This is a genomic window from Asticcacaulis currens (assembly GCF_028550395.1).
In the GTDB taxonomy this organism is placed as follows: Bacteria; Pseudomonadota; Alphaproteobacteria; order Caulobacterales; family Caulobacteraceae; genus Asticcacaulis; species Asticcacaulis currens.
The window spans coordinates 142,329-163,035 of sequence record NZ_JAQQKW010000001.1; the positions used below are offsets into that span (position 1 = coordinate 142,329).

Here is a 20,707-nt window from a genome sequence, read left to right on the forward strand (position 1 = left end):
CCCTATGAAAATTGTTCACGTTTCAAATCACGTTTTATTTGCCAACGGGAACGTACATGCCGCCGTTGATCTCGCCTGCGCACAAAGCGCCGCCGGGCATGAGGTCCATTACGTCAGTCAAGGTGGCGACTTCGAGACGCTTTTGAAAGAAAATGGCGTCACGCACCATCGGGGAACTCAAAGCGTCAAAGGGCCACTTAAACTTCTGCGCTCCACTTCCGACTTGACGCGCATCGTCTGGAAGCTCAAGCCGGACATCATCCACGCCCACATGATGACCGGTGCTCTAACAGGTAAGGCGGCCTCGGTTCTATCTGGCACCCCGCTTGTAACAACCGTGCACAACGCCTTTGACGGCCACGCTATTCTAATGGGGCTGGGTGATCGTGTAATCGGTGTAAGCCAGGCCGTGGCGAAGCATATGGTCAGCCGTGGGGTAGACGCCGAGCGCGTTGTGAGCGTTTTGAATGGCACACTAAACGTCGCCAGGCGAAAAGCAGAAGCCAGTGACGGCATCACCTTAGAGCAACCTGCGATCATGACGATTTGCGGGCTTCACGAGCGCAAAGGCGTACGCCACCTCCTGAAAGCCTTCGATACGGTGTCGAAGGCTAACCCGGACGTACATCTTTACATTCTTGGTGAAGGTCCCGATGAAAAAGCCTATCAGGACATTGCCCAGGGCCTCGAGCACGCTTCGAGAATTCATTTTCTGGGCATGATCCGCCAGACCAGACCGTACTTGGCTGCCGCCGATATTTTTGTCCTGACTTCGCTTCAGGATCCCTGTCCTCTCGTCATACCGGAAGCACGCGAACAAGGCTGCGCGATCGTGGCCACGAACGTAGACGGCATCCCTGAAATGCTGACAATCGGAGATGCTGGAGTTCTTGTACCTCCGTCCGATCCTGGCTCACTTGCCGATGCGCTTCTACGGCTTTTGTCTGACCCTGAAGAGCTGCAAAAACAACGTGCAGCCTCACTCAAAGGCATAGAACACTTTGATATCTACAGAGTAATGAGCGAGACTGAGCAGGTATATAAAGGGATTATGCGACGCCGAGCCTAAAGTGCGGGGGCCGCAAGACAAATACAAAGCAGCGAAAAATAGGGCCGCACTATATCCAGAATCCGAGTAAATAATTAGAAAGTTGAGAAAAAAACTCGACCCTAGTTAACGGCCGATCCACTCTTTAAAAGCAATTTTTGAATATATTATAGCACTCGCGCCTGCAATATATTTTAAGTTTTACTATCCTCAGGAGTTCGCATTATGAATCGCGCCAGCTTGAGCCTCTTGGATCCGGCTGCCATGGGAGTACGCTGCGGACGGGCCGACCATCCCCATTTCAGCGGCCAGTTGCCGGCCGGACAAACTTTTTCTAGAGACGCTATCAGACGCTCTTCGGAACTGGGCCGCCTGCCTGACATTTGAAATGTAAAGCGGTACAATCGCCGCTAACATCCCAATGATGGCTGCTGCGGCCGTTGCGAAGTACGGAAACGGAGCAAGACCATGCTCTGCAACGAGAATTTGCCCATTTAGGGCCATCATTGTGAGTGTATAGGTAAAAACCGCCACGTCCGACTTGCGCAAGCCACTTAATACGAGCAGCAGAATTGAACACAGGAGATAGGCCGTCACAAAAGCTACCGCTGACTCTCCGCCGTCAATGATGTTCCGGTCGTGCTTGACCAACCAAGCTCCATATACAAATGTTGCCAGCAAGCCGGCAACGAGGACGAAATACTTGATGCTGTTCAGCGAGGATCTCGGCATTTTCTATGCTCCGTAATTTCGGTGATAGAGTAACCAAATCTGCTTAAAATTTATTGAAGCTTAGTGGATAATAGAGTCCTACCGTTGCCAGCCGGACATTTCGATTATTTTTCGGGAATTTCGATATGCACATTAATGGTTTGAAGTTCACCTTTTTCGGACTTGCCGCCCTTTTTTGCGCAACCGGATGTTCGGGCGCTTTTAGCCAGCCCAGCCAGACACCGGTACCGCAAGGCTATAGCCTTGTGTGGTCCGACGAATTTGACGGCACGGGTCTGCCGGACCCAAAAAAATGGGCCCACGATACACGAGGCAATAAAGAGTTGTGGTGGCACAATGAGCGCCAATACTACTCGAAGCGCCGCGTGGAAAATACGCGCCTGGAGAACGGCAAGCTTATCATAGAAGCCCGCAAGGAGGCTTTATCCTCCCAATCAGACTGGGCGGGACAGGAGTATAGCTCGGCTCGGCTCGTAACCCACGGTAATGCCGCCTGGAAGTACGGCTTCTTTGATATTCGCGCAAAACTACCCTGCGGCCGTGGCGTGTGGCCAGCCTTCTGGCTATTGAGCGATTGGGGTAACTGGCCCACCAGCGGTGAAATCGATATTATGGAGCATGTGGGTCATGAACCAAATCGTGTGCATTCCACGCTGCACAATTATGCGACCGAGAACGGTGGTCCGGCCATGAGTGCCTCGGCTTACGTGAATGACGCCTGTGGTACGTTTCACAACTATCAAATGAACTGGCGCGCAGGCTCAATGACTTTCTACGTCGACGGCAAAACAATATACACGGCCATGAAGCCGTCGGGCGCATCCTACACCCAGTGGCCCTTCGATCATCCCTTCCATCTCATACTAAATGTCGCCGTGGGTGGCGCATGGGGCAATGCGCAAGGCATTGACCCCAGTGCATTCCCCACTCAGATGGAAGTCGAATATGTCCGCGTGTATCAGGCAAAATAGCAATGGGTTCGCAGTTTAAAATAAGTGTGCTTATGGCGTGCCTTAATCCTGGCGGTTATCTTCAAGCCGCCATAGACAGCTGCCTTTCGCAGGAGGGCGTGGAGGTTGAGCTTATCGTCGTTGACGACGGATCGACGGATGGCACAACGGAATGGTTGATGACATTGGCTGCGCAGAACGAGAATGTTCATCTGATAAATGGGCCCGGTACAGGCCCTGGCGCCGCCCGCAATCGTGCCCTGTCCATCGCCACGGGAGACTGGGTGGCGATAATGGATGCCGACGACCTCATGCATCCGCAGCGTCTCTATAAACTTGTCGAACTTGCCAATAAGGCGGGTGCGGATATAAGCGCTGACCAGTTGCTGGCGTTTACAGAGGGAACGGATGCCAGAACAACCTGGCCGTTCATAAAAGCCATTCTTTCTGTTCAAGGCACACCTGTCTCTCTAGCGACGTTGCTAACACCCACGGACGGCGGCTTTGGATCTGATCTTGGCTACTTAAAGCCGGTGATCCGGCGCAGCTTCCTTGACGCAGCGAACGTTCGCTATGATGAAAAGGTCAGAATTGGCGAGGATTTCGATTTTCTCGCCCGTCTCATCGCAGAAGGGGCACACCTCATCGTCTCGGGTATAGCGATGTATTTTTACAGACGTCACTCCGCGTCCCTTTCATACCGGTTGAATTCGATGGATGCCGACGCTCTCATTGTCGCCAACAAGCGCTTCTCAGATGTCTACGCCGAGAAGATTGCGTCTATAAAGCCTCTTTTGGCAAAACGAACCAAGGCGCTCAGCGAGTACCGCGGCGCGGTGAGACTTGTAGAAGCGTTAAAGGCGAAAAAAATCAGAGATGTTGCCATAATCGTCTTTTCAGTGCCTGCTTCGCTCTTGATTTTTGGCCGCTTTGCACTTGAAGGTGTCAAGAAGCGTGTCATGCGCGAAGACGATGGCGCGACGCAGTCGCCCTTCCCGGCAGGTACGGTACGTGTTTCGCCTGAAATTCTCATACAGGCAAGGCCTGACGAGCTAGATATCGAAACCATACTTCAGATCATTCTGCCTCTATCACAGGCCGACGCGGAGACTAAAAAAAGATTCCAAGCCGACCTCGGCGGTGCCTTTTGGGCGGGCTACCTGTTTTGAGTTTTAGCGCAATGACTTATATGGTTAACAGTAGACTGGATTCGTTTTTCACGAACATCAAACAAGCGAATCCTTTATATTTATGGTAAATTGACGGTTGATTTTACCAGCCTTCTGATTAGTGATGAAAATGGACGGTTGCAAGTGCCTGATATAGACCTGCACCTCTCGAATGCTCATACTAAAAGCGATTATCACCGAGATTCTTACAACCCATAGTGCTGCAAAGCTCTGCTTTGAAACTAGGCGGAAGGTCAGACATGACACCGGACGTACACGCGCAGAATTATCCTCAAGGGAACGCACCCCACGCAGGGATCGACCCCTCAAAGATCATTGGCGTCGTGCGTCGGCGCGGCCCTATTTTTGTAGCCATTATTGCTCTTCTTTTGATTGCTGCCTACGGCTTGACCACCACCCAGCCGAAGACCTACACGGCATCCACCTCGCTGCAACTGGATGCACGCCAGGTGGCGGTTCTGAATAAGTCGTCGTCTGAGGTCTTGTCGCGCGTTCCGCTCGAGGCGTCTGCTATCGCGACTGAAGTCGCCGTTTTGCAGTCGCCCGACATGGCGCGCCGTGTCGCCAAGTCTATCGACCTCAGCGCATTTCCAAAGCTGAAGAATTCGCGCCGGCCTCTGGAAGATATTCTGGCCTCCTCAGTCGAGGTCGCACGTGTCGGTCAGTCATACATTTTGCGGATCGAAGCGACTACGACCGATCCCAAGCTTTCACAGCTCATCGCTCAGCAATACGCAGATACCTACGTACAAAAGCAAGTGCAGGACAAGGTCGACGCGAGCCAAGCCGCCGTCAACTTTCTCGACAGCCGTCTTTCGCTACTCCGTGATCAGGCGCAATCGGATGATCGCGCGCTGCAGGAATACAAGATCGCGAATAATCTGATGAGCATGGAAGGCGTCACGCTAGCCGAGCAACAGGTTTCGACGCTTAGTCAGCAGGTCGCCACAGCTGGCGCTGACCTGAGCGAAGCCCGCGCGCGCAGAGACACTGCGTTGTCGCGTATTCGTGCAGATCAGGATGTTGTCGAAGGGTTCCAAATAGAAAGCGACGTCATTCGCACGCTGCGGTCGCGGCGCGCGGAAACGGCGACGGAGTTGGCTCGACTGCAATCGAACTATGGCCCAAAGCATCCGAGCGTGATCCGGGCCGAGACCCAGTTGAGAGAAATTGATGGTCAAATTCAAAGCGAGCGGAACCGGGTTGTCGCCAATCTCGACGCTCAGGTGCGAGCCGCCGAAGAGCGTTATAATTCGCTCGCGCGCAGCCGATCCAGCGCATCGGGTCAGGTCTATACCAACAGCGCCGCGGGCGTTCAGGTGTCCGAACTTCAACGAAAGGCTGACGCCTCTCGGACCATCTACGAAAATTTCCTAAACCGATCGCGTGAGATTTCAGCGCAGTTCGGTATCGACCAGCCTGAAGTGCGCGTGATTGCAGAAGCGGAGGTGCCGCGTGCGCCTTCCGGACCGAGCCTGAAGCTCAATATGGCTATGGCGCTGCTCCTGGGTCTGCTCATCTCAGGTGGCTATGTCGGCGTTTCCGAAATCCTTGATCAGACCTACCGCTCCGGCCGTGAAATCACGGAAGAACTGGGCCTCAAGAACCTTACCTCAGTACCATTGATCTCCTTGGAAAAAGGGCAATCCAAAGCCGCTGTCCTGACCCATGTTCTGGACCAGCCCTACTCGCTTTACACCGAAAGCATCCGTAGCCTTCGCACTCAGATTCGACTCGCCAGCCGCTCCAATCCGGTAAAGGTGGTCGCAATGACGTCCGCCCTACCCCAAGAGGGTAAGACACTGATGAGTCTTTCCTTGGCACGCGCTATGGCGATGAATGGCGCCAATGTTCTGCTGATTGATGCTGACATGCGCCGTTTGTCTCTGACCAAGAATGTCGGCATCACGCCGCAATACGGCTTGCAGGACGTTCTGGCGCAAAAGGTCGGACTGGCGGACAGCATCGTGGTCGATAAGGTAAGCGGCGCGGACATGATCCTGGTTCCTCGCAAACGCCAGCTATCGACTGAGGTTTTCACCAATAGCCTGTTCGAACGCGCCCTTGATAACCTCAAGCCGGCCTACGACTACATAATTATTGATACGGCGCCTGTTCTGGCCCTGTCAGATATTCGCATTATTGGTCAACTCGCTGATGCGGTCGTGATGGTGGTACGGTGGAACAAGACGCCAAAAGACGCGGTTCTTCTGGCAAAGGAAATTATTGAAGATTCAGGTTCGAACCTCTTAGGCGTATGCCTGAATCAGGTTGATACGAAGTCCGCCGGCTATCATAGCTACGGTGACACGATCCATTATTTCAAGGACCTAAAGCAGTACTGGTCTGAACCTAATGCCTGACATACTTTCCCCACCTCACCGGCCTGGCCGCCGGCGGGGGATTTCCATTCCCTGGCCGTCAGATCAATACATTATTGGTCTCCTTCTCCTGGGCACCTTGTTGGCAACGCTTCAACTGTTGACATTGGGGGTCGCTGCCCTTGCCGCTTTTATCTTGTTATACGCCTTCGTTGAGCGCCAAGCGCTCCTGAAGAACATATATGTTCTTCCTATTCTCGCCCTGCTAGGCTACGGCCTTCTATCGGCGCTCTGGTCAGACTATCCCCGTCAAACCATTTATTACGGGATTCAGATCGTTCTTACGGGAATGATCGGCCTTATATTCGCCAGTAGCCCTCGGCCCTTTGACACGCTTTTCGGGTTGGCAACCGCTCTAATTATCCACTCCACCCTGTCTCATATCCTGGGGAAATATGTCCCGTGGGAGCATGGGGAGGTGGTATTTGTAGGAATTGCGGGTTCTAAGAACAACTACGGCAGTATCTCCAGCCTCACCACGATGACCAGTCTTGGCCTACTCTACGCGGCCATCCACTTACGCCGGCGCTGGGTAATGGCGCTAGCCTCATGGGGCATACTTGTCGGCACTCTCGGCCTCGTCCGCTCCCTTGCCACCGGCAATTTCATAGCGACCGTCGCCTGCTGCATGTTCCTCATGTACATCAACGTCTATCGGGTTTTGCCACCACGCGTTCGCCTCGCGACAAATCTTTATGCCATATACACCGTAGTCTGTGTGGGGCTGGTGTTCTTCTTCGTCAAGGACCAATTGATGACGCTGGTACTGACGACGCTTAATAAGGACGTTACGCTTACAGGCCGCACCGAAATATGGGATGTCGCGTTCGAACAGATCAAACATCATTTCTGGCTGGGTGTAGGTCAAAGTGCCTTCTGGGTCGAAGGTAATCCGCCCGCGGAATTCATATGGCAAAGCCATGGTATCGCCGGAAAGCGTGGTTTCAACTTCCATAATACCTACCTAGAAATCATGGTGCATTTTGGCTTGATAGGCTCCGTTGTTTTCGGAGTAACCTTACTATTCCTGATCTACAAAGCTTTTGAAAATACATTTAAAAATCCGACGATAATGAACGGTATCTGGCTGACTTTTGTCCTCCATTTTATTCTCCTGTCGCCGGTTGAGAGCTTTAATTTCACCCCGATAAACTTCTACACCGTCTTCCTAATTGCAGCCCTCGCTCGACATCCAAAAATCGCCACCCTCGAGATCGTTAACCCATGGCAGGGCATTTTCTCTTCTGGGCCAGAGCGTGAGGCTGCCCGCATCGAGAAAGCCGCCGCCCGTTAGAAGCGTCGGCTTAAAGAGGCCTCGCCTGGCAGCCTTTTTCGCCCCATTCTGCTGTCCGATAATAGTTATCGATCCAGCCATAGGCGGCTTCGGGTGAGAAATTCGCCTTCATGTGAGCCAGTCCTTCCGCAGCGATGGTTAGTCGAAGGGTTCGATTGTCGAGAAATCTTGCGATGGCTGACGCGAAAAGCTCAGGTTCCTGCTCCACAAATACATACTCTGCCAGCTCAGGCACACCCTGCAACGTTGTCGGTGTAACTACCATAGCCTTCCCTGCCGCCAGACCTTCAATTAGCTTCACCTTGAGACCGGAGCCCACGGTCAGCGGCGATATTACCACCCCAGCCCTCTGGTAGAGCGGCACAAGGTCCGCTACAACGCCCAGAAGCGTTACGCCGGGCGCCGGCTGTAAGACATCACAACAGCTTCCCGCTATCTCCAGGCGGACATTGGGTCTCATACTTCTGAGACGTGGCCACACCGCATCCAAAAACCATTTGATGCCGAGGACATTGGGCCCGGCATTGCTGCCTACAAATGAAATCAGATCGTCATCCCCCGCCTGCGGCGCGCCGACGACATCGACACCGATCGGCGCCACTCCGACCAATTTATCCGGCAATGAGACTCGTACCTGTTTGGCCTCCTCCTCCTGAATGGCGATCACGCCACCACATTGTCCCAACAAGTACATCTCATCCGCTTCGGAAATTTGCCCATAATTGTCAGACAACCCTTGTTGCGCGAAGTCTTTCTCTCGCTTGAAAAACAAATCATGCATCAATACAAGTGAAGGCGTTGCATTAACCCATTCACTGGCAAAACGAACGGAAAATACATAGTCAAAAAGGACACAATCAGCGGTCTTTACATAACGCTCAACAAATATAATATCGTCATCGACCACAGGCGCGGCCAATGAACTTTGGGCTCTCTTTGTGATGGGCGCCTTTATTATGCCGCCTTTCAAAAGCAGTCTGTCAATCACCGCCAGAAGCGCGGAGAGATAGACTTTTGGATTTTTACTTATTACATATCGGCCCAACCGGATTCCGCCACGCCAATAGAGATTTGGAAATTGCGTAACGTCGGGTGACAGGATCAAATAAGGCCATCTTCCAAAAGTGGCCTCTAAGGGCCAAACGATGTGGAGTTCGTGACCGCTTTTTTGTAGATGCTCCAGAATACCGAGCAGATACCTCGAACTTCCGTTTGATTTGGCGACAATCCGCTGACGGACTAGGACGACAATCTTCTTATTATCTGACTTCAAAACTTCAATTCCCATTATTATGAATTAATAAATACAACGAGCCGGTTAATAGAATTTTTACCGAGCCAGGCAAATTTATTAGTGAAATAATCGGCTTCCTCGCAAATATCTGAGCCATTATGAATATCATCTACTTCGCACATAACGTAGAGGACGCAGCAGTCCTGAAACGTGCGCGGCACCTGGCCGAGCGCGGCGCCGAGGTCCAAATCGTAGGGTTCTCACGTTTTACGTCCACGCCTAAGAACGCGTCTACTGCTATTGTCCTCGGTCGCACATATGACGGAAAATTCGCGCAAAGAGCCTTCGAAATTATAAAGGGAATGAGCCGCGTTAGCCATTTCGACGACCTGTTGAGCCAAGCTGACGCTATCATTTGCCGTAATTTGGAGGCGCTCATTGTCGGGTCATGGGCCCGCAATAGGTCAGGCAGGGATTTACCCATTCACTATGAGTGCCTTGACATTCATGGGAAGATGCTGGGGAGCGGTCCGGCATCGAAGGCACTGCGTCTCCTAGAACGCACGCTACTCAATAGAGCGACCTCGCTGATCACCAGTTCAAACGCCTTTGTGACGGAATATTTTGCGCCCATCCAGAACTATCGGGGACGCGTCAACCTCCTCGAAAACAAGCTTCTCACATCCGATTTTGCGCCGGAAGAGTTCTCTGCTCGAACGCCGGCCTCGCCCCCGTGGATAATAGGCTGGTTTGGCATTATCAGATGCCGCAAAAGCCTTCTCATGCTGAACGAGATTGCCAACGAGAGGAATGTCACTATCCGCATCGCCGGACGGGTGGCGCAGACGCAGATTCCTGACTTCGATGAAATTATTTCTGCCAGCGCTCAACTTGAGTTTTTGGGGGCATATGAGGCGAAGGATATCCCTTCACTGTTTGGCGGCTGTCATTTCATCTGGTCTGTAGATTATTACGAAGAAGGGCAAAATTCGGCTTGGCTGCTGCCGAACAGGTTATATGATAGCTTGGCAGCAAAACGCGTCCCCATAGCCCTGAAGACCGTCGAGACTGGCCACTGGCTCATACAGCACGAGGCCGGCAAGCTGGTTTCGGACCCCGTTAAGGACTTGAAGGAATTTTTTGCGGCTCTCACGGTTGAAGATTTTGATAGCCTTCAGGATCAGGTAAGAGCCATACCTAACGACGCCATTTTTCATACAAACGATTCGCTGAATTTTCTGTTTGAGGCTGCCTCAGGGAACCAAGTCCATGATGATCGATGATGTCCTTATCGTCATACCTTGTCTCAATGAGGAGACCCATATCGAAAGTGTTATCCGCCAATTGATGACGGAACCACGCCCCAACCGGTTTTTGGTTGTTGTCGCCGACGGCGGCAGCACGGATCGTACCTGCGAGATTGTAATCAATCTCAGCCGCGAATTTTCCCGATTGCGCCTCGTTCACAATCCCAAACGAATTCAGGCATCAGCCATTAACCTAGCCGTTCGCACCTTCGGCGCGCACTTCAAATACCTATTACGAATTGATGCTCACTCTGGCTACCCAGCACGATTCCTTGACCGACTGTCCCAGCAACTCGTCGTCACGGATGCACAAAGTGTTGTCGTACCGCTTGAAGCAGCCGGCACAACAACTTTCCAAAAAATCGTCGCCATCGTTCAAAACTCCAGACTTGGAACTGGTGGGTCAGCCCATCGGCACAAAGGCTGTAATCGCTGGGTCGATCACGGGCATCACGCGCTTTTTGATTTGAAAACCTTCTGCAACCTCGGCGGCTATAACGAGGACTTCCCTTACAATGAAGATGCAGAATTCGACTATCGTTTGACCGGCGCCGGCTGCAAAATTTGGCTCGCTGGTACGCTGCCGATCAAGTATTATCCGCGCAAGACCCTCACCTCCCTTTACAAGCAGTACTTCCGTTATGGAAGCGGTCGCGCTTCCACGGTTAAAGCGCATAAGACGCCACTAAAACTCCGGCAGTGGGCACCCGTCTTGATTGTGCCGCTTTGCGGACTGGGGGTTTTGGGCGCCCTGGCTGAGCAATGGCTGCTCGCACTTCCCGCAGTATCTTGGGCTACGACCTGCAATTTTATCGCCGCCTCTTTAGCAATACGGCATCGAGACATTAACGTCCTGTGCGCCGGGATTGTTGCGATGGCTATGCATTTTGCTTGGTCCGCCGGGTTCTGGCGGAGCCTACTGCTCAAGCCAAGGGCTGGGGCCACTGAGCTTGCCCCTCTAAAGGTCGAAAAAATTATTGCTGATTTTAACGCGCACTCCGAAACAGACAACGCGAAAAATTCGGCTGTAGTGGAGCGTGTAGCGTAAAAGACCAGTCAACGTTCATGTGAAATTATCCATATTTGAATTTAATACCATGCTACAATTTCGGGCGCATTCAATTCAAATATTATACTCGCTTCATGATAACAACTCTTAAGGTGTACCATAGCCTATTCAGAATACACTATTGCGTCTGCCATTCGAGAGATACAGTTTAAGTTGACCATTTGACTGACTGCAGGGAAATCCGTACTCCACGGTTATTTTTACCTGAGACAAATGCGCATCTCTTATTATTCAAACGGCCGCTGCCCCGCCTAAGCGGGGCGACATAAATCTGATACGGCTCTGCGAACACATCTTAACTTAACCATCAAGCATCTTGCGCTTTAGTCCTACCAGTGGCACAATTCAGAGTGGACAAAACAATTGCCGAATTCGGCGCCCACCACCTGCGATTTTTTTAGAGCTCCTCAGTTTGAAAAATACATTACGTAATTTTATCTCCGTTAGATCCAACGGGCTTTAATGTCAGAGATTAGGACAAAAGTTGCCCTTGGTGCGGCCTGGATATTTGCCGCACGAATATCTGTGAATTTAATCGGCTTATTAAGCACAATTACTCTTGCGCGACTTTTACTGCCCAGTGACTTTGGCATAGTTGCCATCGCGGGTACTGTCATTGCAATTATTGACTCATTTACAAACGTGAGAGTTTCTAATGCCTTGGTTCGCGCTGAGGCGCCTACCCGGGGTCATATCGATACTGTCTGGACCATCTGCGTACTACGCGGGCTTCTCCTGGCAGGCATCATAGGCCTGTGCGCATTCCCAGCAGCTATCATTTTTAAAGAAAAAAATCTTACGCATGTACTTCTAGTTCTCGCATCGGCCAATATAATTACAGGATTATACAATCCAAAACTATCAATACTAAATAAAAATATGATTTTTTCACGAGATTTTGCAATAAATGTCAGCAGCAAGACCCTGGGTTTGCTAGCCGCAGCCTTTGTTGCCTGGCAATATAAGTCCTACTGGGCGCTCGTGGTCGGCTCCGTATTCGCTCAATTCGTCACCCTAATTATCGGCTACGTTCTTGAGCCTTATCGACCCCGCCTAACTCTATCGCATTGGCACGGCATATTCAGCTTTTCTGCCTGGCTAAGCCTTAGCCAAACAGTGATCGCGATGAACACATATTTTGATCAACTTATTGCGGGAGCAAACTTCAACCACACCACTGTCGGGAGTTACAGCTTCGCCAACAATCTAGCCGCCCTTCCGACGCGGGAGGCAATTGCGCCGGTCTCCTCCATTCTGTTTCCAGCGTTCACGCAACTCAGCAAAGACCCGGAAAGAACATCCAGAGCTTACCTGCGCTCTATCGCCGTGATATGTGGGATCGCATTCCCTGCCGCGGCGGGCTTTGCATTCATCGCGCCACAACTTGTTCCTCTGGTTGTCGGCGCCAAATGGGCGGTGGCTGCTCAGTTCATTAGCGCAATAGCCTTGCTTTATGGCGTTGGAAGCCTGTCAACGGCCGTCCAGGCCATTGTCATGGCAACCGGAAACACGCGCGACCTCTTCTATCGCGAACTGATTTTGTTGCTTGTAAACATACCCCTTTTTATCCTTGGGGTGATCTTCGGTGGTATCTGGGGTTTGATTGGGGCAAAAGCGATTTCCACGCTCGTAGCGACTTTTGTGGATCTACAACTTGCCGCGCGGACAATAAGAATATCGATGGGGGATCAGTTGAAGTGTATCGCCCGCTATCTGACAACGACTCTAATCATGTGGGGCGGCCTGAATGAAGCCAGTCACCTGGTGCAACTGATAGATCCTGCGAGAGGCATCGTCTACCTTGCGATTTGCGTGGCACTTGGGGCGGCCATCTATATAACCACGACGGTTGCCTTCTGGGTATTTATGAAAAGGCCGGTTGGACTTGAGACGGAAATCATGACCTTTGCGGAGCGGCTGGGGCGCCGGTACTAAGTGGGTTGCCTCTGACCCGTGAGACGTCGAAACAGCTCCGTTATGAATTGGACGACGACATATCTAGAAACGAAATAGGATCTGGAGAAGCACTCGACTACAAGTGCTGCGTTTCGCTCTTTCACAGCCCTTATGAACTTTCTCCAGGCCAATTTCGCATCGACGTCCTTATAATGACGCTTCATAAGCCGTCGTCTTGATACACTCAGATCAAAGGCTTCCAGAATTTCACCATCGGCATCCCGCAGGGCAAGTAAATCCTCTTCCCGGTGACGCCGGCTCAAAGAATTAGGTGTCCCAACGTATACATAACCCATCGCCGCCAGAAGGATAAACTGTGCGCCTAAAGCAAGAGCTTTTGTGTAGAGAAGGTAGTCTTCGCCCAAACGCACGTTATCATCGTATCTTAAACCATTCTCTCGCAAGAACTGACGGCGCATGAGTGGCTTCAGGTAGCCCAATTCCCTCCGACTCGTTTGGGCAGAGGCGAGGTTTGCCATCACAAAATCCTCAAAAGATATTACCTGCCTGTCGCCTTTCTCCACGCCAATAAGGAAACGGCGGCCCGCGCCATTGGCGGAAATGCCTTCCAGGATGAGATCATCCGCCACGAAATCGGCAGAGCCTGCTTTTGCAAGAAGTGCCTCAATACGATCCGGGAGGTAGTAATCATCCGCATCCAGAACCGCGATCCAATCCGACTTTGATCTGTCGATCGCAACATTGCGCGCATAGGAGGGGCCGACATTTTTCTGGAGCTCTATGAGGATAAGACGTTCGCCGAAAGCTGGGTTACGCTTTATGAGCTCAGCGGTGCCATCGGTTGATGAGTCACTCACCACAATGACATCGGTCACCGCTGTGTTGGAAAGTGCGGATTCAACCGCTCGTCCAATAGTGTCCTCAGCATTGTAGGCAGCAATAATGACAGATACGGTTTCCATGATCACCACTTGATAAATTAAAAAATAAAATCAACCCGAACCAAACCGACAACTCAATGAGTTGTCGAAAGCACGCCCTTAAATTTTCAGACGCCGTAAGAATTCACTCGTCAGCCAGTAGCTGGATTCCCAAAAATAGGACGGCTTTTTCCCGCATAATGCCGATAGGACCGTTCGTCTTTTAACACCCGACATTTCAGGATGGTCAGGCTCTAGAAGCAATCGACCCACATCCATCGCCGCGAAAACAGGAAATCTTTTAACGAGCACTTTGTCGGGGGCAAGACCAAACGCAGAATTTGAGGCGATTAGGGCAAAAGCGAGGGTACTTTCAAGACCTTGCAGTGTCGCTTCTTGCCAAAGTGCCAGTCGCCCCTGTGTCTCGAGCAATTGCATTGCCTGCAGAAGATCGTACCCGTGAGCGCCCGATGGCTCTTTGTGCTGAACCCCCTTTACCAAATTCATCGCGGATATCAGGGAAGAATGTATCAGACTGGGAACCCATACCGCTCCTTGCCCGAGACTCATTTTCTCACGACAGGACAGAAAGCGGCCGGGGTATTTAGGTGCGGGGGCACCCGGTTGTTGCAATTTGCGATGAAGATCCAGACTGCCGACGCCCTCCGGAAGCAAAAAGTGTTGCTCTCCCAGCACACCCCACCACCAAAAACGGTCCAGCGCAACGGGAAGCTTCAATCCGTTGTCGCGAAGAAGCCGACTGGCCAAGGCATACGCGTTTGGCGCAACGAGCACATCAATGTCGGCAGACGCCCTCATAAAAAACGAGTTGTGCAATCGTTTCTGAGATAGTGGTCCCTTATAGAAAAAGTAGGGAAGCTCTGCTTGATCAAGAATCTTGGACAACCTTGATATTGAAACGATATGGCTTGAGTTGTATTCGAATGCTCTCTTAGCATCCGCCTTCGCCAAATCTTCGAATTCCTCTAAATTTTGGGCGCTTCGCGCTGCAGTGCGAAAAAAAACGGAGAACAACTTGTTGCGCCGCGCTAATTGAGCGGCCGCGTGTAGATCTGACTTTGTCACATCTCCAGTAATTTCGGCCAGCTCTCCCTCCCCCACGCAGCCCTGAAAAACGCGCTGAAACCCCCGTATAGACAAAAGCAATCCCTCCGTAGGCGAAACTCGATGTCAATGGCATGGAAAGTGCTTATAGACAACTATAAGCGGCGAATGGTATGGTTAACGTCGTTTGGTACCGCGTGCGGACTTTTTCTCGATTTGGAGCTAATTATGAGCCAAAATCTCAATACTGAAACCAAGGCGTCATACGAAGCGCCACGCATGACTAAGGTCGGTGACTTTGAAACCGTTACCCAAGCGGCAACGAGAGGCCGTCGCCTCGACGCGTCCTTCTCGGTTGACACGCCGATCGATGAAGTGACACTTTCCTAGCGTTTAAAAGACAGCCCCTCGAAAAAGGGGCTGTTCTCCTCTCATGCTTATAAACAAGAACACAATTGTCACCCCATCCGGCAATGCGGCAGTGTCTGAGCTCGATGGCGGACTGGCCTTGATTGATCTCGATAACGGCAATTATTATCATCTGAACAAGGCAGCCACTATCGTCTGGAATGCGATTCAGAAAAATACATCGGTTGCGGACATTGTCGACCTTATTCTCGCTGAGTACGACGCGAATAAAGACACAGTTTTAACTGATGTCACAGTAATGGTTGAAGATTTTATCAAGCAGGGGTTTGCGAAAGCTGCATAAAACGGAATGAAACCGGGACTGTTTAGCTACACAAAATATTTCTTGCTAAACCTTTTCTTTCGCTCACAGGTAATTCTGAAACGCTACCGTGATTTTCGCGCATTGTCCCTATCAGCTAGTGGAACGCCAGCCCCTGTTTCTACAGCTCGCTGGATTGGCACTCTCACCTACAAGACATCGCTTCCCATACCAGGCGCAAATTGCCTGTCGCGAGCTCTCACAGCCATCTTTATTCTGAAGCGCAAAGGCTATGAGGCGCGCATGGAAATTGGTGTCCGCCCCAAAGACGAAACGTTCCTTGCGCATGCTTTCGTCTATAGCGGCACCAACATAATTGTTGGCAATGAAAACGGTGAGATTAAAGAATTCACCTTTCTCTCTGACTTGCGTAGCAGTTCGACATGACGGGTGTAACCGCAGCCATTACTAGTGATCCCGCGAAATCGCGGGACACCGTCGATCAACTCCTCTTTGAGATGCGTCATCGCGCCCGCAGCGGCTTTGCCCAGCTCAGCTGGATGGAAACGGCTTTCGGCTTGGCGCACACACCACGCCTTCCCGAGGATGATGCGGAAGCGAGCATTTTTGAATCTCCAGCCTGGATTGTCGCTGCTGACGCCCGTCTCGACAATAGGGATGAATTAATCGCGAGACTTTTGCCGGAAGAGGCGATCGTCAGCGATGCGCATCTGGTGTTCTGCGCTCTTTCGCAATGGGGCGAGGCCGCGCCAAAGCATCTGAGAGGCGATTTCGCATTCGTTGCTCTTCATAAGACGTCACACACCCTGTTCGCCGCCCGCGATCCTTTTGGGGTGCGGCCGCTATATTACCGGACATGTAATCAGGATATTGCGCTGGCCAGCGAAGCTGGAGCCCTGATTTCCAATGGTACGCTGGCAGCGCCTTTGTCGCGATCCGACGTTCGTATCAAGCAAACCCTATCCTATTTAACGGGCACAGGTTCATCAGAAGCTGAGCTGGAGTTCCGCAACCTATTCCGCGTCAAACCCGGTCATCTATTGATCTGGAAGAGTGGCAAGGCGCGCCAGTCAGCTTACTTCGAACTGAAACCTGCGAATGTGCCATCCGATATCGACTGGGTGGCCGAGTTCAGGCGGCGCTTTGAGGCGGCCGTGCAATCGCGTCTACGTAGCCGCGAGCCTGTTGCCGCTTTGCTAAGCGGTGGCCTTGATTCATCGTCCATAGTAGCGGTCGCAGCGCGTCAGTCTCACCGTCCTTTGCGCATCGTAGCGGGAACCTTCCCCGCTTACAAAAAGGGCGATGAGCAGCCTTACATCAATGCAGTTATGAAATATGCGGGCGGAGACTGCATCAAGGTCAAACTGGACAAGCTTTCGCCTATCAATGCCGCCCAATCGGTTATACGCGATCTTAAACGCCCGTTTAATGCGCCCGGCATTGCGGTTTTGAATGCACTCGCACCTGTTTTAGCCGACAATCGCAAGGGCTTTTACCTCGATGGGCACGGTGGTGACGAAGTCGTCTCATACGGCTTCAACCGAGTCCTCTGCCTGGCTCGCAACCATAAATGGGGGGCGCTTTGGCGTGAGCTGCCGGCATGGTCAGGTCTCTTTGGTACAAACCGTCTACTCGATTTTTTGAGACTGTTTCTTCGTTTCAGCGAAATTCCTGGTACCTATCGCATCAGGCGCACATTACTGCGCCTAGCCAACAAACCGTTGTCGATAGGCGTGGGCTTGTTGAAGCGACAGTTTATACCGATGTTGCCACCGCAAAGCGCGGCACCCCGTACAAATCTGGAACGGCACACCCAGAGCATTCAGAACGGTTTGCTTGCTGAGAGCTTCGAACTCTATGACGTCGTTGCCGCCCGCCATGGTTTGCAGCCTCTCTTCCCCTTTTTCGATCAGGAACTCGTGGAGCTGTGTCTGGCGGTGCCTGACGAGGTGAAACTGAAGCATGGCTATAGTCGTTATATCCTGCGCGAGGCCATGAAAGACTATCTCCCCGAGTCTGTGAGATGGAGGCGATCAAAGTTTGATTTCTCAACGATTCTCATTGCTCGACTAAAAGGATGGCATGACCGATCAAATCTGAAATTAGCCACGTATTACAGATCTCCTCTACTCAAATTTCTCTCTAAGAAGAAATTACGCGTCTTCTTGCAAAAATCGGTTCGGACAGACCGGTTGGACGGCGCCAGCGCGCAAACCCTTTGGCGCCTCATAACTCTTGATTACTGGCTAAAAATTTGCGAAAAATAGATGATAAATTACAAAGTGTTTGGCTATAAAATCCTATCTGATTTCGAAATTCCGGAACTCTTTAGAACGGATGAAACATCGTACGATTTTCAAATTGAATTGGCGAACTACGAGGACAGTGGACACGACACGCAACGTGACTTCATGCGTTTTAACTCCGCTAGCCACCTTATCTGTAACTGGGCTCTGATCGGAAAGTTTGAGATTTTGGATCGGCAGCGGGTCGTAACCGCACTTCGTCCGGACTGCGATCCCGGTCTGGTGCGTTTTCCTCTGCTCGGCGCCGTAATGGCCCTGCTGCTACAGTTGAATGGAAAACTTGTTCTCCATGCTAGCTCGACGGTGAATGGCGGCCGAGCGGCCACATTCCTCGGGGATAAGGGAGCAGGTAAATCAACGACTGCGGCCGCCATGATCACGGCTGGCCACAAGCTCCTATCTGACGATGTTGTGGCCCTTACCCCCGTTCCGTCCCCTATTGTCTACCCCGCGTACCCGAATGTCAAACTCAAGCCAGCTACAGCCCAGGCCATCGGACTTCAGGGGGAAATTAGGCCCAAAGTGATCGCGCCAGGCCTTGATAAGGACCAGTATATTCCTAGCGCGCCGTTTAATTTTGAGCCTGTGCCTGCGACAGCGTTTTTTATGCTGACACGTGGGGAAAACCTCAAGGCTGACCGCCAGACTTCAATAGAGGCTTTTCATCAAGCGATGCGGTTTTCCTATTTGCGCCGTTTTGGCACTGAAGTCTTAAAAGACGGCCTTGGTCAGGAAATACTTAGTCAGTGCACTGAACTTGCGAAGCGTGCAAGTTTCTACAGGTTCCAGCTTCCAGACGATCTCAATGCTCTTCCGAAAGCGAAGGAGATAGTGGATGAAATTCTCTCAGATCATTAGCGGCGAGATAAATCTTAAAAAGACACTGAAGCGCAGCCTTGCGCTTGCGAAGTATCTATACAGTACCTCACCAAGCGAATTTGCCCGCACATCCATGTGGGTTGTGCTAGCCGCCCTCTCTGAGGGGGCCGCCATTTCCCTTCTCTACCCAGCCATCACCCATGCGACCGACCACCCGCTTCCTCTCCCGCTGCTTGATGGCCTCCTTCAGCGTTCCGACGCCTTGCCTGAAACTTATTTTCTCGTTCTTCTTTCAGGATTCGTTGTGGTGACGGTAATCGGTGCACTTGCAACCAGGCAACGTGCAATTTGCGTAGCCAAACTCTTGTCGGGAACTATGGAGCGCGTGCGTGTCGAACTTTTTCAAACTATCGCACAATCAGCTTGGCCTTATCTGGCTTCGCGCCGATCTGATGATATGACACACCTCATTAATGGAGAGATCGACCGCCTTCAGACGGCTATTGGCTGCATTACACTCACCGTACAGAACGCCTTCTTCTTGATTGTTTATACACTTTTATCTCTCTTCATTTCCCCGGGCATTTCGATTTTCGTAGTATGTGTAGGGGTGGTCATCTACCTGCTCTTGGCGCCGACACGTCGACAATCATCAGATTTTGGTAATCGCCTAACCCGCTTTAAGCAAGAACAGTATCGGGTGGTGGGAACGTTTCTGTCTGCAATCAAAACTATCAAGGCCTATAACGCCGAAAACACCTATATCGCAGGCGTGAAGAAGTCGCTTTCGGAGACCTATTCGGAGACGAACGCATATGTACGACGTAGCAGTTGGTCTGCAGTTCTCTACACCAGCCTTGCGGCCTTCGCCCTTTGTGCATTCCTTTTGGCGTCCATCCTCATCTTTAGAGCGCCGGTTTCTGAGATTGGAGCACTGCTGATTATTTACAGTCGGCTGGTTCCGCGGTTTGGCGCCGTTCAAGACCAGGCTCAGGCTCTGCTGGTGAACCTGCCTGCCTTTGAGGCCCTGGAGCGTCTAAAAGACGAAGCACACAACCAAGCAGAAAGCGACGTGCGCAATGGACTTCTCCCCGTCCTGAGCAAAAGCCTATCCTTCCGAGATGTTTCATTCGGTTATGGCGATACCCCTGTATTGCAAAAGTTGTCATTCGATCTGCCGGTGGGTAAGCTGAGCGTTGTTGGCGGCCCCTCCGGCACAGGTAAGTCGACACTGGCTGATATCGCGATGGGTTTTCTTCGACCTCAAGGGGGGGCTGTATTTATTGACGGCATCCGTCTTGACGATGCGCAATGCAAAATTTGGCGCGACCAGATTGCGTACGTCCCGCAAGATACGCAGATTTTCAATGCCACACTCCGAGAGAACCTCACCATGGGTCGCGCAGATATTACAGACGACGAGGTCCATGCGGCTTTAGGGCTTGCCCATGCCGCCGACTTTACCTCGACGTTTGAGAATGGCCTGGACGCCGACCTAAGTGCAGGGGAGACGGGGCTGTCTGGTGGGCAAAAGCAACGCCTAGCGATTGCGCGAGCGATTTTGCGTCAGCCTCGGCTATACATACTGGACGAGCCCACAAGTGCTCTAGACGCGCACTCGACATCACTCGTTCTTCATACGCTTAGTTTGCTAAAATCACGCAGCGTCGTGCTCGTCATCAGCCACGATCTCGCTGTGCTTCAAAAGGCAGATCATCTCATTACATTAGGTGGTGCATTCACGCATCAATAACCCATCACAACGACACACGCCCTTTCCATTT

18 protein-coding genes are annotated in these 20,707 nt (G+C 51.7%); 14 read left to right on the forward strand and 4 right to left on the reverse strand.

Annotated elements, in window-relative coordinates:
- Positions 1-4 precede the first annotated feature (4 nt).
- Positions 5-1,069 (forward strand): glycosyltransferase family 4 protein, encoded by a 1,065-nt coding sequence (locus tag PQU94_RS00545; RefSeq protein WP_272739540.1) that lies wholly within the window; start codon positions 5-7, stop codon positions 1,067-1,069.
- A gap of 189 nt (positions 1,070-1,258) precedes the next feature.
- On the opposite strand, the gene PQU94_RS00550 is transcribed toward PQU94_RS00545, so the two are convergent.
- Positions 1,259-1,780, reverse strand: coding sequence for a hypothetical protein (locus tag PQU94_RS00550; RefSeq protein ID WP_272739541.1), 522 nt, complete (start codon positions 1,778-1,780; stop codon positions 1,259-1,261).
- A 125-nt stretch (positions 1,781-1,905) separates the two neighbouring features.
- Between PQU94_RS00550 and PQU94_RS00555 the strand changes: the two genes are divergently transcribed.
- The 4 genes from PQU94_RS00555 (at position 1,906) to PQU94_RS00570 (ending at position 7,595) form a co-directional block, all read left to right on the forward strand.
- A complete protein-coding gene (locus PQU94_RS00555) occupies positions 1,906-2,751 on the forward strand; it encodes a glycoside hydrolase family 16 protein (protein WP_272739542.1) in 846 nt (281 codons plus the stop codon).
- 2 nt (positions 2,752-2,753) lie between these two features.
- Positions 2,754-3,899, forward strand: a complete 1,146-nt coding sequence (locus tag PQU94_RS00560) for a glycosyltransferase family 2 protein (protein ID WP_272739543.1) — start codon at positions 2,754-2,756, stop codon at positions 3,897-3,899.
- A gap of 260 nt (positions 3,900-4,159) precedes the next feature.
- A complete protein-coding gene (locus tag PQU94_RS00565; RefSeq protein ID WP_272739544.1) occupies positions 4,160-6,283 on the forward strand; it encodes a GumC family protein in 2,124 nt (707 codons plus the stop codon).
- On the forward strand, positions 6,276-7,595 hold the full coding sequence (locus PQU94_RS00570; RefSeq protein ID WP_272739545.1) for an O-antigen ligase family protein: 1,320 nt from the start codon (positions 6,276-6,278) through the stop codon (positions 7,593-7,595). The genes PQU94_RS00565 and PQU94_RS00570 overlap by 8 nt, the downstream gene beginning before the upstream one ends.
- Positions 7,596-7,605: 10 nt before the next feature.
- Here PQU94_RS00570 and PQU94_RS00575 read toward each other — a convergent pair whose 3' ends face one another.
- Positions 7,606-8,868: a glycosyltransferase family 4 protein gene (locus PQU94_RS00575; RefSeq protein WP_272739546.1), complete on the reverse strand. Its 1,263-nt coding sequence runs from the start codon at positions 8,866-8,868 to the stop codon at positions 7,606-7,608.
- Between the two features lie 119 nt (positions 8,869-8,987).
- On the opposite strand from PQU94_RS00575, the gene PQU94_RS00580 reads away from it, so the two are divergent.
- The 3 genes from PQU94_RS00580 to PQU94_RS00590 all read left to right on the forward strand — a co-directional run bounded on the left by PQU94_RS00580 (position 8,988) and on the right by PQU94_RS00590 (position 13,140).
- Positions 8,988-10,112: a glycosyltransferase gene (locus PQU94_RS00580; RefSeq protein ID WP_272739547.1), complete on the forward strand. Its 1,125-nt coding sequence runs from the start codon at positions 8,988-8,990 to the stop codon at positions 10,110-10,112.
- The gene (locus tag PQU94_RS00585) at positions 10,099-11,184 is read left to right on the forward strand and encodes a glycosyltransferase family 2 protein (RefSeq protein WP_272739548.1); all 1,086 of its coding nucleotides are present in this window, start codon (positions 10,099-10,101) and stop codon (positions 11,182-11,184) included. The genes PQU94_RS00580 and PQU94_RS00585 overlap by 14 nt, the downstream gene beginning before the upstream one ends.
- A 483-nt stretch (positions 11,185-11,667) precedes the next feature.
- On the forward strand, positions 11,668-13,140 hold the full coding sequence (locus tag PQU94_RS00590) for a lipopolysaccharide biosynthesis protein (protein WP_272739549.1): 1,473 nt from the start codon (positions 11,668-11,670) through the stop codon (positions 13,138-13,140).
- Here the strand turns inward: PQU94_RS00590 and PQU94_RS00595 are convergent.
- Positions 13,137-14,084, reverse strand: coding sequence for a glycosyltransferase family 2 protein (locus tag PQU94_RS00595; RefSeq protein WP_272739550.1), 948 nt, complete (start codon positions 14,082-14,084; stop codon positions 13,137-13,139). The two genes, PQU94_RS00590 and PQU94_RS00595, sit on opposite strands and share 4 nt — an antisense overlap.
- A 78-nt stretch (positions 14,085-14,162) precedes the next feature.
- Complete coding sequence (locus tag PQU94_RS00600; protein WP_272739551.1) at positions 14,163-15,203, reverse strand: nucleotidyltransferase family protein; 1,041 nt, start codon at positions 15,201-15,203, stop codon at positions 14,163-14,165.
- A gap of 132 nt (positions 15,204-15,335) precedes the next feature.
- On the opposite strand from PQU94_RS00600, the gene PQU94_RS00605 reads away from it, so the two are divergent.
- From PQU94_RS00605 to PQU94_RS00630, 6 genes are read left to right on the forward strand one after another with little or no spacing between them, the layout of a single operon-like run.
- Positions 15,336-15,497 carry a lasso RiPP family leader peptide-containing protein gene (locus PQU94_RS00605; protein WP_272739552.1) on the forward strand — a complete coding sequence of 54 codons (162 nt, stop codon included), beginning with the start codon at positions 15,336-15,338 and terminating at the stop codon, positions 15,495-15,497.
- Between the two features lie 43 nt (positions 15,498-15,540).
- The gene (locus PQU94_RS00610) at positions 15,541-15,819 is read left to right on the forward strand and encodes a PqqD family protein (RefSeq protein WP_272739553.1); all 279 of its coding nucleotides are present in this window, start codon (positions 15,541-15,543) and stop codon (positions 15,817-15,819) included.
- Between the two features lie 6 nt (positions 15,820-15,825).
- Positions 15,826-16,224, forward strand: coding sequence for a lasso peptide biosynthesis B2 protein (locus PQU94_RS00615; protein WP_272739555.1), 399 nt, complete (start codon positions 15,826-15,828; stop codon positions 16,222-16,224).
- Entirely contained in the window at positions 16,221-18,065 is a 1,845-nt protein-coding gene (locus PQU94_RS00620) for an asparagine synthase-related protein (protein WP_272739557.1), read from the forward strand. Before PQU94_RS00615 ends, PQU94_RS00620 begins: the two co-directional genes overlap by 4 nt.
- Positions 18,066-18,962, forward strand: coding sequence for a hypothetical protein (locus tag PQU94_RS00625; RefSeq protein WP_272739558.1), 897 nt, complete (start codon positions 18,066-18,068; stop codon positions 18,960-18,962).
- Positions 18,940-20,676 (forward strand): ABC transporter ATP-binding protein, encoded by a 1,737-nt coding sequence (locus PQU94_RS00630; protein WP_272739559.1) that lies wholly within the window; start codon positions 18,940-18,942, stop codon positions 20,674-20,676. The genes PQU94_RS00625 and PQU94_RS00630 overlap by 23 nt, the downstream gene beginning before the upstream one ends.
- Positions 20,677-20,707: the final 31 nt, after the last annotated feature.